This is a genomic window from Leucothrix mucor DSM 2157 (assembly GCF_000419525.1).
GTDB classification, from domain to species: Bacteria; Pseudomonadota; Gammaproteobacteria; order Thiotrichales; family Thiotrichaceae; genus Leucothrix; species Leucothrix mucor.
Window position 1 is genome coordinate 3,331,721 of the sequence record NZ_ATTE01000001.1, and the last position, 13,364, is coordinate 3,345,084.

Here is a 13,364-nt window from a genome sequence, read left to right on the forward strand (position 1 = left end):
GGATGGTTTTGTGCAATGGTCTGTTCGGTGGGTTGGTGTGGCTGCCTTGTATAGAGGGGTTATGACCTTGGTTTGCGGCGGTGGTTTATTGGGATCAATGCCTCTATTAGTTGAGTTTTAACAACTAGCTTACAAAGCTTCACCTATAAAAATAACAAATAATTAAATCAACTGGAAAGACTAAATATAAACCCGCCGCACCTTATAAAAAACAAGTTAATTATTAACAGCGCCTAACTGGTAAAATAAAAAAACTCACCTTATAAGCACCAACTTATACAGACCCACATTAAGAATCTGTAAATTTACATCGCTAAAAATCATGTTAGGCTTTACACAAATCCGCTGATAACCACTTAGTTCGTACTTAATTAATATCTAGTTCAAACCTTGGGTAATAATTTTCACAGCAGATTTGCTTTATAGCAGAAAACATTTTAATTTAAATATAGGAGTTAGATATGAACACCGATATATTAGAAGGAAAGTGGGAACAACTTAAAGGCAAAACACAGCAACAGTGGGGTGAGCTAACCAATGACGACCTAGACGTCATTGAAGGCAACACCCAAGAGCTGGTTGGAAAAATTCAAGAGCGATACGGTATTAAGAAAGATGAAGCTGAAGAGCAAGTACGAGATTGGCTTAACAGCAATCAGTAACGCTCCAGATTAAATAATATCGACGAGTAAATAGTGACAGTATTTATTTGTAACGAGACTCAAAAAAGGTGCCGAAAGGCACCTTTTTTATATAATGAAAACTGTCTTAGTAAATTATCAAGCTATTTCCTAAAAGTTTCATTTCAAGATTATTAAAAAATGGCTTTGAACATTAAGTAAAACTCTATTTATTCTGAGCCTTGCTTTTCTACTTTCAATGACTCATTAAAAGTAAGCGTGCGATATGGGAATGGAATTTCAATATTCGCGTCATCTAAAGCTGATTTAATTGATTGAATAACTTCATCGCGGGAATAGCGAACGTCTAATGGTTTAGAGCCTGTCCACCAAGTCACTTCAAAGTTTATTGAAGAATCCGCAAACTCCTGAGCAAATACCTGCACCGGTCTGGAGTCAGATATAACACTCTCGCAACTCACCACCGCTGCGGTAATCACAGAGCGCGACCGCTCCACATCCTCACTGTAAGCAACACCGCAAATAATCGTCGTGCGGCGTTGATCAAGATCGGTGCGAATGATGACAGGGTTCTTGAATAACATGCTGTTCGGAATAATCACCAGCTGGCCATCGGACTGGCGTACATGAGTTTCCCGAACCAAAATATTCTCAACTTTACCTTCCAGACCCACGCATTCAATAAAGTCATTAATCCGCATTTCGCGGCGTAGCAGAATAATGATGCCTGCCAAGAAGTTCTCAAACACATCTTTAAATGCAAAGCCGATCGCAACCGAACCGATACCCAAGCCCGCAAGCATTTTGGTTGGAGTCAGATTAGGAAAGGCAATAATGGCAGCCACCATAATACCGATCACCCAAATTCCCATGGAAGAAAGAATCACGATCAGGTTCGCCAAACTGGGGCGCATGCGGCTATTTTTGAAGATCCTTCGGACCAGCTTGCGCACTAAAGATGCGGCAAAGTAAGTCAGCACGATCACTAAAATAGAGATCAATAATTGTGGCAATATGGAGATTGCCTCACGCGCCATATCACGTAACTGGGATAATAATATTGAGATTGGTTCCATCCACTTTTCTCCTGAGTTGCTAATAGAAGCCTGGCTGTTGAGTGACTTAGTGTATAGAAGTTGCTGCATGAGGTCTTGCTTATGCAGCTTAACATGGCTAGACACCAGTAAAAACCAAGCGTAGAGTTAGGATATGACTGGTTTAAAACGAAATCTCTATCGTAAAATAGACAAGCTATTGGATATATTTCCCGTAGTTCTGCTCATTGGCGCACGTCAGACGGGCAAAACCACCCTCAGCCAAGCACTGCGCCCTGAGTGGCAATACTTCGACCTAGAAAACAGCAAAGACCATGATCTGATCTCCCGCGATTATGACTTCTTCTTTAGCGAATACCCCCGTCACCTGATTATCGATGAAGCGCAGGAAGACCCTGGCCTATTCCGCCATTTACGTGGAGTCATTGATGCCAAGCGTGAAGAAAAAGGGCGTTTTATACTAACCGGTTCCAGCTCACCTGACCTGCTAGCACACGCCAGTGAATCTCTGGCCGGACGTATTGCGATCGTTGAAATTGGTACCCTGAAGGTCAATGAAATACTGGAACAGCCCCTACCCGATTTTTATCAGCTGTTTTCACAACCATTGGGCGACGAGTCGGCGGCTTGGTTAAAGACACTAACGCCTGCCACAGATGATGTGATCCCCTATTTTCTAAAAGGTGGCTATCCGGAGCCAATACTGGCGGACAGTGATTTTGCTTACAGCGCTTGGATGGAAAACTATTACCAGACCTATATAAACCGCGATATCAAACAGCTATTCCCACGACTGGACAGCATCCGCTACCGACGATTTGTGAATATGCTGGCCTCACTATCCGGCACTATCATCAACAAAGCACAGCTGGGGCGGTCGGTTGATGTTAGCGAAGTAACGATTCGGGATTATCTGGAAATTGCGGATAAAACCTATGTCTGGCGTACCATTCCATCCTATGAAAACACACCCAGTAAATCCCTGCTTAAAATGCCCAAAGGGCAGCTTCGTGATAGTGGTTTGACGCATTATCTGGCAGGCATTGAAAGCCGTGAAGCCTTGCTGCGCTCACCACAAGTGGGTCATAACTTTGAGTCCTTCGTCACTGAGGAAATCATCAAGGGCATTCAAGCCACTGAAGTGACCCGCTGGGACTACTACTTCTATCGAACGAAGAACGGTGCAGAGGTTGATTTAGTGCTGGAAGGCAGCTTTGGTGTGTTGCCAATTGAGATTAAATTTGGCCAGCAAACCAGCGCCAGACAACTCGCCGCCTTACAACGCTTTGTGAAAGACAATGATCTCCCGCTAGGAGTTGTGATTAATAATAGTACTGAGGTTAGGATGTTAGCGGATAGGATTGTGCAGATTCCGGCGGGGTGTATTTGAGCTTGTAAGTATGTCGTCGGTTAACCACTCAATCCTATGAGAACACGCCCTATTGTGCCCCATTGAGGGTGCTTAGATCATGATGACTTTAATGCCGAATCTTCACTTCGCGCTCTGCAAGCAGGCGAAGTGCGAGCAATTAAATGACATGATTAGCGAACTATGACACAACACAATAAGCGAATTTTGGCACAACACCATACGCTGGCTGCACGTGCTATTGGGACACTTTTTCTTTGTGTACATTCATCCCTACATGGATAGCAATGGCCGCACGGGTCGGTTTTGATGAATGCAATATTGGCCCGTTTGCTAAGTTGTTGAATGGGTTGGTACAAGATAGCCTTGACCAGAACCAAAGAGGCCTAACTCTGCAGACCTTCTAGCACCCCTAGGTATTGATACAGTGTGACTTGAGTAGACCTAAACCGCTTTACTAAGGTCGAAAAACACAGAGGGATTCAAGTTAAAGCGCACAGACAACTTGCTGATATGCTCTTTAGTCAGGTTCCTTTTCCCACTCAAAATCATAGACACCAACGATTTCGAACCAATCTCATCTTTGAATGCGGAAAGTGAGAGGGCATGTTGATCTATAAGCACTCTCAATACAGAAACCTCCTGATCAATACCGTCAGCCTCTTTATGAAAACTAACGATTGCCTCTTGATCTAATTCGTACTTCTCGATTGCTCTTGAAATAAGATCTATCAGGTCATTCAAAGGGTCATCTATCTCGTCCTTTGCTTCATCAAATAAATGCTCGATTGTTTCAAGTGCATCGTTATAATCCTGCTCTGTTTTAATATGCAGCAAGTTAGACGCCTCTGAAGCAAACCCCAGAAAAGAGCGAGTTAGGGTGTCTTGTTTTACGGCTAGCATTATAGTTCTCCTTTCTTATATCGGTTTGTTAGCTTGTCGTACTCAGCATGTGTGACAATGTACTTCACGTATATTCGTTGGCTAGAGAACAAAATAGCAGCCATCAGCCTTAAATTATTACCGCCTATATCAATAATCCACCACCTATCTTTGTATTTGAAGTTATCCAACGAGCTAAATACTTCCTTCAATGCAAGAGGTGTTTCAAAGTCACCCTTCCTCAGAACGTTGTATGTATCCATGATTGATTCCCTGTCATTTGGATACTTTTCTGCTGCATCAGAAAATGGTTTCTTTGATATAACGTGCACTATTCGCTCTCTTCGGTTCACATGTTGTTAACTGTATCATGCCTCACCACCGTTAACAACATGTGAACTCACCTTGCTAAGCGACAGTGCAAACGCAAGAAGGCAACATTTTCAGCTCTGCTAAATCGATATCCTGCCCAGTGTCAGGATGTTCCCAGCCTCGACTTTTAGCAAAAGTGATAAGTAAACAACCTGATCGACTAGTTTCGGCAGCCAAATATTTTCTAACTAGTTGGTCATTGATGGTATCTCCAACAACGCCTTAGCCGCATTACTCAAACTCCGCTTTCGATGCAGCACACAGGGATATTCCGCCAACTGCTGAAAAACTCACATTCTCCTGATGTGATAAAAGACTATCTGACCCGACCACGAGACGCAGACCATATAACCAAGCAACTATTGAAAGTGTAAAGAATATTAAATAATATATTTACAAATATCAGTAATCTTAGGAGTTGCCTTATGGCAAGTACAATGAGCTTAAATGTAAGAGTCACCGGTTCACTCTGTGACTTTGTGGCTGAAAATATCAGTGACACCGGCAATTATGACAACGTCAGCGAATACATTCGTGACCTAATTCGCCAGGATAAGCAACGCAAAGAGCAACACCAGTTTGAGCGACTAAAAGCCGAATTGCAGCTTGCTTTCTCAGCCCCCGAAGAAGACTACACCCCTCTGACCGCTGAAGATATTTTCAAACGCAATGACGCACTGCGGTCATCTTAATGGCGCAATATAAAGTCCTAAAGGCAGCTAGCCACCGCATTGACGAAATTTACTTGTATACGTGGGATAACTGGGGAGAAAACCAAGCTAAAGAGTACATTACGGGTATGTTCTTGTGCTTTGAAAAGATCGCAAACCGTGAAGTCTTATGGCGTAATATTCCTGCGAAGTACGAGGTTTCTGGATACTACACTGCTTATCAAAAGCACTTTATTTATTGGCGTGAGTTGTCTGATGGGTCTGTTGGTATAGCGACAGTTCTGCATCAAAGTATGAACCTTATGGATAGGCTTTCGGAGGAACTCTGACATCAACAGGCCAGTCAATCTCGCTCCTAAACACCCCGCTGCACCGCCACCATCTGCGCCGCTATCGACACCGCAATCTCAGCCGGCGTCTTACTCCCAATAAACAATCCCGCCGGCCCATACAATCTCTCAATCTGCTGCGCCGTCAAATCAAACTCTAATAACCGCTCTCGCCGCCGGTCATTATTCAACTTAGACCCCAACGCGGCCACATAAAACGCTGGCGTATTCAGCGCCTCCATCAGCGCCATATCGTCCAACTTCGGATCATGCGTCAGCGCAATAATCGCGGTGCGCTCATCCGGCTTCATGGACAGCACAGTATCATCCGGCATCGTGCGCACTAACTCAGCGCCAGCCACGGCCCATTCATCATAATACTCCTCGCGGGGGTCACACACTGTCACCGCAAAGTCCAAGCTCAACGCGATCTGCGCCAGCAAGGCAGAGAGCTGCCCTGCCCCAATCAGCAGCACGCGATATCGAGGGCCAAAGATGGCGGTGAATTGCGTTTCCGTGAGTTCTAAATCTTGCCCAGCTTGCGCTTTGTCCAGCGTCACACTGCCATCTGATAACTGCAGTGTTCGGCGAATGAGTTGCCCTTGCGCCAGTGATTCCAGCAGCTCATCCAGCTTGTCCGGAGTGGTCAACGGCTCCTGTACCAAACGCAAAGTACCACCACAAGGAATCCCGAAGCGCCGCGCCTGATCCTGATCGACGCCATAGCTCACAATCCCCGCTTGCTGGGGAATGCCCTGCTCGCGCACCTGCATAATCATGTCATCTTCCACACAGCCACCCGAGACCGAGCCTGCTACATGCCCATCATCACGCAGTGCCATGATTGACCCCGGCGGTCGCGGGGACGAGCCCCAAGTCTGCGCCACGATGACCAACACGGCCTGATGACCTGCCCGCAACCAATCGCGTGCCGTCTGTAATATGAGTAAATCCTGATTCATCATGGCGCGAGCGAACTCCTGTTCCTGTTAAGCCTCACTCGTCGCGGATTGTCGAGCGGCCGCTCATTATAGAAGATCTGATGGCTAAGCTGTATTAGATCTCATTGCGAGTCCCATACGGCCTGCAACTCAGCCGTCGCCGCTTGATAATCAGGCGCTTTGGTAATCGCCGAAATCATCGCTACCGAACCTATGCCCGTAGCCCTCAAGGCCTGGGCTCGCGCCAGATTAATCCCACCAATCGCCACTAAGGGATACTCGCCATCCAGCAATTCCACCCAACGCTCGACCGCTGCCGCCCCCTGCGGAACCCAAGGCATGGCTTTGCTGGTCGTCGCATAAATCGGCCCCAGCGCGATATAACTCGGGTTCACCCACAGCGCGCGCGCCACTTCGGTATAGCTGTGAGTCGACACACCCAAGCGGCAACCGGCGTTGGCAATCGCCTGCAAATCAGCCTCATACAAATCCTCCTGCCCGAGGTGAATGCCATATGCGCCGTGCTTAATCGCCAGCTGCCAATGGTCATTAATAAACAGGCGGATATTGCGGTCTTTGCACACCGAAACGGCTTGTTGAATTTGCGTATCCAGCGCCTGCTCGCTGGGCGGGTTATCGGTATCGGTTTTGAGTCGCAGTTGAATGGTGGTGATGCCGCAGTCAATTAGCTTTTCAACCCAGTCCACAGAGTCAACCACAGGGTAGATTCCTAGTCGAAGTGTATCGCAACGCGCCAACTCAGGTCGCGGGGCCTCTGGTGACTGAGGCGTCATTAGCGGAAAGTCTTGATAATCGACGCTCCAGTCATCCGGACTCACATCGCCTAGGCACGCTTGATAGGCTCCGGCGACGGGCACTGCTTGGCGAATACCCCGACTCACCAGTGTTTTAGCCAACACAATGGCATCAGCCACCGAGTAACCTTGCGCACTGGCACAGGCAATCGCCGTGGCAAATAAGCAACCAGTGCCTCGCACATTGGCACGCTCCGGCCAACGGGTTCCCATTAGCCAAAAGCGCAAACTATCGCTCGCAAAGTAGTCACTGGAAGTGGCGCTCTCTGGATTAAAATGGCCACCTTTTAGTAACACTGACGTAGCTCCAGTATCCAACAAAGCATTCACTGCGGTCTCAACTTCAGACACGCTTGAAACAGGCAAACTAGTTAACTGAGCCAGCTCATTAAGGTTTGGAGTAATCACATCCGCCAGCGGAAGCAACTGCTCCCGAAGCGCTTGTTCACCTGCTTCCGTAAGCAATCTCGTCCCTGAGCTAGCCGCAATTACAGGATCAATAATAATACGTGGCGACTGGCCTTGTTCCCGCAGCCGCAGGACCGCATCACACACCGCAGCCACAACTAACTCATCACCCAGCATACCCATTTTAATCGCCGCTAAAGGCTGTGCATCGGCTTGCTTTAAGGCCTGCATCACACTTTCTAATTGCGCAGTCACTTGCCAAGCAGGCAATACACCCAACTCACTTACCTCAGTATTATTCTGAGCCGTCACCGCCGTCGTCACGCTGTAGGCATGCATCCCTAACGCATGTACCACTCGCCAATCTGCCTGCAGCCCCGCGCCACCAATCAATAAAACGGAGGCCGCTGCCTGAGGCTGTGAGACTGAAATTACCGGATTAATCATTGATTACCATTCCTGTTATGCGATAAAAAACTACTGATTTATCAAGGATGCCACCCTATACTGGCCCATCCACTTATTCAAAAAAGAGCCATTAATGACTCATCGATTTAAGCAATGCCTGATCATTGCCAGCCTTTGCTTAGGGCTCAGCGCTTGCAGCCAAAAACAAACCCTATTTAGCGAGTTTCCGGGCTTTGATCATTACTTCGCAAGCAACCAGCCTTCCGATGCGCTACCCGATGCCACGGCGCAAGCCTTGCTTACTCAATATCGCCCACGCGTATTTATGGCAGAAGGCCAGCCTCGGTTTATTGATTTTTACCAAGACTATATTGCCAATGGCGCGTTGTATGTTGATGACAAACTGGTTAGCGACAAGGTCGATCAAGCACTACTCAACCAATATAAAGCCGACACCAAAGCCGAGTTTCGCCACAAGCCAAGCGGCAACGCTGGCTCACCGGTGGTGTATGGGCGCATCGACCAAGACGTACTGGAACACGACGGCAAGCAGTACCCACTCACTTTTCTTAACTACAATTTGGTCTTCCCAAAAAGTGGCCTGCTCAAAGGCCTGAGCACCTGGCAATACCTCGCCATGGAAACCGTCGGCGACACAGAAGACTGGCACCAGCTCGACCACTATGTCGGCCTTGCCGTGGTGCTTTATCAAAACCAACCTTTAGCCGTGATGCTGCAACAACATAACTACAAAACCACGTGGCTACTCACCGATCAGAAAACCAGCTACAGCACCACGCTTGGGGCAAATGATCGCATTGCCGTGGATGTCGCGCTGCAATCTAACGAACTGTATCTTCACCGCAAAGAACTCACCCGCCACCCCGGAATTTCCTTCGTGGATGCCGACACCATCGAGTTCTATAAAACCGCTAAAAACAAACCGATGATGGCCGGCTGGGATATCACTCACGGCCAGCAAGAGCAGGATTATCAACTCAAATTTCTACCGGCCTCCGATGCGTTTTACACCTTCAAAGGTCGCTTGGGCGAGAACCGTAAACTCCTCGGTCGCGATGGGCCTCCGGGCGCACAGTACGTCACCCTGCCCGACCTGATGCCTTGGAGTAGTCGCTTGGTCAGCAGCTTCCGCCCCAGCTCGCTTGAGGAGGAAACAGCCAAACTGGAAAAGCTACTGGCGGCTGGTAAATTTAAGATTGATACCAAAGCGCTAGAGGCATATACCCGCGACTTTGTTCAAGCGGCAAAGGCACAAGGCAAACTCCCATAATCGCCAATTTCACCTCCCCCAAGTGCGAGCAATCACACTAGGGGAGGCTGCTACTTATCGCACGAACCCTCATTTACTAACTCAACACTTAGCGCTTAATACCTAACTCTCAGCACCTAAGTCTCAGCACCTAAGTCTCAGCGTCTAGGGCTTAAGACTGATGCCAAAACGGTGTACCAATAGTTGGCGTGCTAGCCGAAGCCGCTTCCCGCGCTTCGATCATGCCGCTACGCCAGGCACTACGCCCCGCTTCAATCGCACTAGCAAAGGCTCCCGCCATCACCACGGGATCATGCGCTTGTGCCACGGCGGTATTTAACAGCACCGCATCAAAACCCAACTCCATTGCCCGACAAGCATCCGAAGGCTTGCCAATTCCCGCATCCACCAGCAAGGTCATTTCCGGTAAACGCTCCCGAATCGTGCGCAATGCATGGGGGTTTAACAAACCCAGCCCCGTGCCAATTGGCGAGCCCCAAGGCATCAATACCTCGCAACCCACATCCCGTAATTTCTGGCAAAGCACTAAGTCATCCGTGCAATACGGAAATACTTTAAAGCCCTCGGTCACCAACGTTTCGGCGGCTTCCAGTGTGGCAAAAGGATCGGGCTGCAGATTGTAATCATCACCAATCACTTCCAGCTTTATCCAGTCCGTCTTAAATAACTCCCGCGACATCTGCGCTAACGTAATCGCTTCTTTAGCGGTATGACAACCGGCGGTATTGGGCAGCAACGCGCAACCACTGGCTTTGATCAATTCCCAGTATTGATTACCGCCCTGCTGGCCTGGCGATTGACGACGTAATGACACCGTCACCACGTCCGCTTTGGAGGCTAAAATAGACTGCTGCATCACCTCAGGTGAAGGGTACAGCGCCGTGCCGATAAAGAAGCGACTGCTCAAGGTTTTGCCGTAAACGCTCCAGCGATCACGGTTATCATTTATGTTTTCAGACATTACCTTCTCCCATGTCACCCACCCACAATCGGTTGCAAAATATCAATCTGATCAGCCGCTTGCACTTCGGTATCCATCCAGCGATCACGCGGCACAAAGGTCTGATTCACTGCAATCACCAACAGATCTTTGGGGTCAAATCCCCACTCCTGCATGGCGAGCTCTAAGACTTGCGGCTGAGCCAAGGACTTGCGCTCACCATTTACACTTATTTCTAACATATCGATTGAATCACCTCGTCAATCAGCGCAGGCGCAAACAGGTAGCCATGCCGGAATAAACCATTAATCCGGATTAGCTGCTGCTCATGCACAATGCGCGGCAAATTATCATTAAAGGCTGGGCGCAAACCCACCCGTAGGGATTGAATCCGAGCTTCGGAAAAGCCGGTGTGTAAGCTGTATAGGGCAGATAGCAATTCCAGTGCAGAGCGTACAGTCGCGGGGCCGGTATCGTCACTTTCGATCTGCGTTGCGCCGATTACGTATTGATGATTTGGGCGTGGCGCGATGTAGAGCGGATAGCGTGGATGCATTAGGCGAATGGCACGGGTTAGGTTGACCTCTGGGGCTTCTACTCGTAGTACTTCGCCGCGCACGGAGCGCAGGTTAGTTAGATCCGATCTGGCATCGTTGCCCCGACAATCGAAGATATAATCGAACTGAGTTTCGCAGGCGGCAAGATAGCCGGATTGGGCTGAACCATCAGGCTGCATTGGGAAATTCCCGCAATCCAAACCTTCCAACCACGTGACTTCAGGGCACTGATCAAACCACTGATCCAATGCGGCATACAGCGCGCCATTATCAATCACCCCTTCCTCAGGAAAATACATGGCTTGCCGAAAGACCGACGACAACTCCGGCTCTTGCTGCTTAAGCTGTTTCGCATCCCAATACTGCATGGCATCAGCCGGTGTATCCGCCTGCGCTTTATGTTGAAAACGCTGCCAATCCGCCAAGTCAGCTGGATGCGAAACCACCAATGTTCCCTGCTGATTAAACTCAACCGAACGCCCCGTTGCCGCTTCCAACTCCGGTAGCCATTTGCGCCATAAATGCCACGAGGTAACGCCCAACTCACGTGTTAGTGGATCAGTCGTCACCGCTTCGGTATACGGCGCAACCATTGCCGCCGCCACCAAACCAGTCCCCACAAAATCGCGCGATTGCCGATCACATAAAGTGACCGACACCGGCTTGCCAAGCTCCCGACAATGAGACACCAAGCGCCAAGCCAGCAAACGCCCTGCCAGCCCGGCTCCAACAATTGCTAGCTTCATGACTGGCTCGCAGCCTCTGCTTCAATTGCTCGATAAATCACACTGCCCTGCTTTAAAAATTCAATGGACTTTTCTTCCATCGCCTTTTGAATTTGCACGCCTTTATCAACCTGTGCCTGACCGGTTCCAAACTCATCACGAATCTCTTGAGTGATCTTCATCGAGCAGAATTTCGGCCCACACATCGAGCAAAAATGAGCGACCTTCGCCGACTCTTTTGGCAACGTCGCATCATGATAAGCGCGCGCCGTATCGGGGTCTAAACCAATATTGAATTGATCCACCCAGCGGAACTCAAAACGCGCTTTCGACATGGCATCATCCCGCGCCTGCGCCGAAGGATGGCCTTTGGCTAAATCCGCCGCATGGGCTGAGATTTTATAAGTAATGATTCCGGTTTTAACATCATCACGATTAGGTAAACCAAGATGCTCTTTTGGGGTGACGTAACACAGCATCGCCGTGCCATACCATGCAATCTGCGCCGCGCCAATACCGGAGGTAATGTGGTCATAACCCGGTGCAATATCCGTCACTAGCGGGCCAAGCGTGTAAAACGGTGCGCCATGGCAAACCCGCTCTTGCTCTTCCATATTCTCCTTGATCTTGTGCATAGGCACATGGCCCGGGCCTTCGATCATCACCTGAACATCGTGCTCCCAAGCGATTTTGGTTAGCTCGCCTAAAGTCGCCAACTCCGCAAATTGCGCCTCATCATTAGCATCGCGAATACTGCCGGGGCGCAAGCCATCCCCCAACGAGAAGCTGATGTCATAGGCTTTCATGATCTGGCAGATTTCATCAAAATGGGTATACAGGAAATTCTCCTGATGATGCGCCAAGCACCATTTCGCCATAATCGAACCACCGCGCGAGACGATTCCGGTCAAGCGATTCGCCGTCATTGGCACATAGCGCAGCAACACACCGGCATGCAAAGTGAAGTAGCTCACGCCCTGCTCGGCTTGCTCAATCAAGGTATCGCGCACCAACTCCCAAGTCAGGTCTTCAGCCACACCATTAACCTTTTCCAACGCTTGGTAAATGGGCACGGTACCAATCGGCACTGGCGAGTTACGCAAAATCCATTCGCGGGTTTCATGGATGTTTTTACCGGTCGATAAATCCATCACCGTATCGCCACCCCAACGCGTAGACCACACCATTTTCTCCACCTCTTCTTCGATGGATGAGGTCACGGCAGAGTTACCGATATTGGCATTAATTTTCACCAGAAAGTTGCGACCAATAATCATTGGCTCAAGCTCAGGGTGATTGATATTGGCCGGGATTACCGCACGACCTGCCGCCACTTCAGCGCGTACAAACTCGGCGGTAATTTCAGCCGGCATTCCCATCGCATTGCGCTCAGCGATTTCTGTTTGCGAGAGTTTCGCCAAGTCCATGTTTTCACGAATGGCGATGAACTCCATCTCCGGCGTGATGATACCCTGACGCGCGTAATGCATTTGGGAAACGTTCGCGCCGGCTTTGGCAACCCGTGGCAAGGGTTTGTTTTTGAAGATTGGCAAATCGGATTTGGCATCCAGCTGTTCGCGAGTAAAGGTTGAGCTGAACTCATTCAACTGCTGAGTATCATCACGCGCATCAATCCATGCCTGGCGATGACGAGCTAAACCTTGTTCCAGATCGATTTCAGCAGTGGGATCGGTGTAAGGGCCGGAGGTATCGTAAATGCGCAGCGGTGGGTTTTCTTCATACTCTGCGGTGTCGCCCGAGCCGCGTAACAACGTTGGGCTAAGCACCACTTCACGCATTGGCACGTGGACAGTTCCGGCTTCGTTGCTCACATAAATGCGGCGCGAACCGGGTAATGGCGTGCGGGTGATTTCGTTGACAACAGTGGATTGCTGTATCTCAAGGGGGCTGACTGTGCTCATTTTCCGACTCTCTCCAACAATAAACAAGGGGATTACTA

General features: G+C 49.1%; 15 protein-coding genes. 6 read left to right on the top strand and 9 right to left on the bottom strand.

The genetic code is table 11. The features are described from left to right. Positions 1-461 precede the first annotated feature (461 nt). Positions 462-662, top strand: a complete 201-nt coding sequence (locus LEUMU_RS0115150; RefSeq protein ID WP_022953136.1) for a CsbD family protein — start codon at positions 462-464, stop codon at positions 660-662. A gap of 188 nt (positions 663-850) precedes the next feature. Here the strand turns inward: LEUMU_RS0115150 and LEUMU_RS0115155 are convergent, their stop codons facing one another. Beyond that, positions 851-1,717: a mechanosensitive ion channel family protein gene (locus LEUMU_RS0115155; protein WP_022953137.1), complete on the bottom strand. Its 867-nt coding sequence runs from the start codon at positions 1,715-1,717 to the stop codon at positions 851-853. Positions 1,718-1,850: 133 nt separating this feature from the next. Here LEUMU_RS0115155 and LEUMU_RS0115160 point away from each other — a divergent pair, with 133 nt between their 5' ends. Both LEUMU_RS0115160 and LEUMU_RS29430 read left to right on the top strand, forming a co-directional pair. Further along, positions 1,851-3,086 (top strand): ATP-binding protein, encoded by a 1,236-nt coding sequence (locus tag LEUMU_RS0115160; protein WP_022953138.1) that lies wholly within the window; start codon positions 1,851-1,853, stop codon positions 3,084-3,086. 214 nt (positions 3,087-3,300) lie between these two features. Continuing rightward, positions 3,301-3,375: a Fic family protein gene (locus LEUMU_RS29430; protein WP_425411609.1), complete on the top strand. Its 75-nt coding sequence runs from the start codon at positions 3,301-3,303 to the stop codon at positions 3,373-3,375. A gap of 134 nt (positions 3,376-3,509) precedes the next feature. On the opposite strand, the gene LEUMU_RS0115165 is transcribed toward LEUMU_RS29430, so the two are convergent. Together LEUMU_RS0115165 and LEUMU_RS0115170 are read right to left on the bottom strand one after the other, a co-directional pair. Beyond that, positions 3,510-3,968 (bottom strand): helix-turn-helix domain-containing protein, encoded by a 459-nt coding sequence (locus tag LEUMU_RS0115165; RefSeq protein WP_022953140.1) that lies wholly within the window; start codon positions 3,966-3,968, stop codon positions 3,510-3,512. Further along, positions 3,968-4,279 (bottom strand): type II toxin-antitoxin system HigB family toxin, encoded by a 312-nt coding sequence (locus LEUMU_RS0115170; protein WP_022953141.1) that lies wholly within the window; start codon positions 4,277-4,279, stop codon positions 3,968-3,970. Before LEUMU_RS0115170 ends, LEUMU_RS0115165 begins: the two co-directional genes overlap by 1 nt. A 465-nt stretch (positions 4,280-4,744) precedes the next feature. Here LEUMU_RS0115170 and LEUMU_RS0115175 point away from each other — a divergent pair, with 465 nt between their 5' ends. Beyond that, on the top strand, positions 4,745-5,011 hold the full coding sequence (locus LEUMU_RS0115175; RefSeq protein ID WP_022953142.1) for a ribbon-helix-helix domain-containing protein: 267 nt from the start codon (positions 4,745-4,747) through the stop codon (positions 5,009-5,011). Next, the gene (locus LEUMU_RS0115180; RefSeq protein WP_022953143.1) at positions 5,011-5,319 is read left to right on the top strand and encodes a type II toxin-antitoxin system RelE/ParE family toxin; all 309 of its coding nucleotides are present in this window, start codon (positions 5,011-5,013) and stop codon (positions 5,317-5,319) included. Before LEUMU_RS0115175 ends, LEUMU_RS0115180 begins: the two co-directional genes overlap by 1 nt. Before the next feature lie 26 nt (positions 5,320-5,345). Here the strand turns inward: LEUMU_RS0115180 and LEUMU_RS26305 are convergent, their stop codons facing one another. Then, positions 5,346-6,284 (bottom strand): XdhC family protein, encoded by a 939-nt coding sequence (locus LEUMU_RS26305; protein ID WP_022953144.1) that lies wholly within the window; start codon positions 6,282-6,284, stop codon positions 5,346-5,348. Positions 6,285-6,382: 98 nt separating this feature from the next. Further along, positions 6,383-7,930 carry a thiamine phosphate synthase gene (gene thiE / locus LEUMU_RS0115190; protein WP_022953145.1) on the bottom strand — a complete coding sequence of 516 codons (1,548 nt, stop codon included), beginning with the start codon at positions 7,928-7,930 and terminating at the stop codon, positions 6,383-6,385. Between the two features lie 94 nt (positions 7,931-8,024). Between thiE and LEUMU_RS0115195 the strand changes: the two genes are divergently transcribed. Continuing rightward, on the top strand, positions 8,025-9,182 hold the full coding sequence (locus tag LEUMU_RS0115195; RefSeq protein ID WP_022953146.1) for a hypothetical protein: 1,158 nt from the start codon (positions 8,025-8,027) through the stop codon (positions 9,180-9,182). Between the two features lie 151 nt (positions 9,183-9,333). Here the strand turns inward: LEUMU_RS0115195 and LEUMU_RS0115200 are convergent, their stop codons facing one another. Genes LEUMU_RS0115200 through thiC form a run of 4 tightly spaced genes read right to left on the bottom strand, consistent with a single transcriptional unit; the run spans position 9,334 to position 13,326 of the window. Then, positions 9,334-10,143 carry a thiazole synthase gene (locus tag LEUMU_RS0115200; RefSeq protein ID WP_022953147.1) on the bottom strand — a complete coding sequence of 270 codons (810 nt, stop codon included), beginning with the start codon at positions 10,141-10,143 and terminating at the stop codon, positions 9,334-9,336. A gap of 14 nt (positions 10,144-10,157) precedes the next feature. Continuing rightward, positions 10,158-10,364, bottom strand: a complete 207-nt coding sequence (gene thiS / locus LEUMU_RS0115205) for a sulfur carrier protein ThiS (RefSeq protein WP_022953148.1) — start codon at positions 10,362-10,364, stop codon at positions 10,158-10,160. After that, positions 10,358-11,425, bottom strand: a complete 1,068-nt coding sequence (locus LEUMU_RS0115210) for an FAD-dependent oxidoreductase (protein ID WP_022953149.1) — start codon at positions 11,423-11,425, stop codon at positions 10,358-10,360. The genes thiS and LEUMU_RS0115210 overlap by 7 nt, the downstream gene beginning before the upstream one ends. Continuing rightward, positions 11,422-13,326 (bottom strand): phosphomethylpyrimidine synthase ThiC, encoded by a 1,905-nt coding sequence (thiC, locus tag LEUMU_RS0115215; protein WP_022953150.1) that lies wholly within the window; start codon positions 13,324-13,326, stop codon positions 11,422-11,424. Before thiC ends, LEUMU_RS0115210 begins: the two co-directional genes overlap by 4 nt. Between the last annotated feature and the right edge of the window lie 38 nt (positions 13,327-13,364).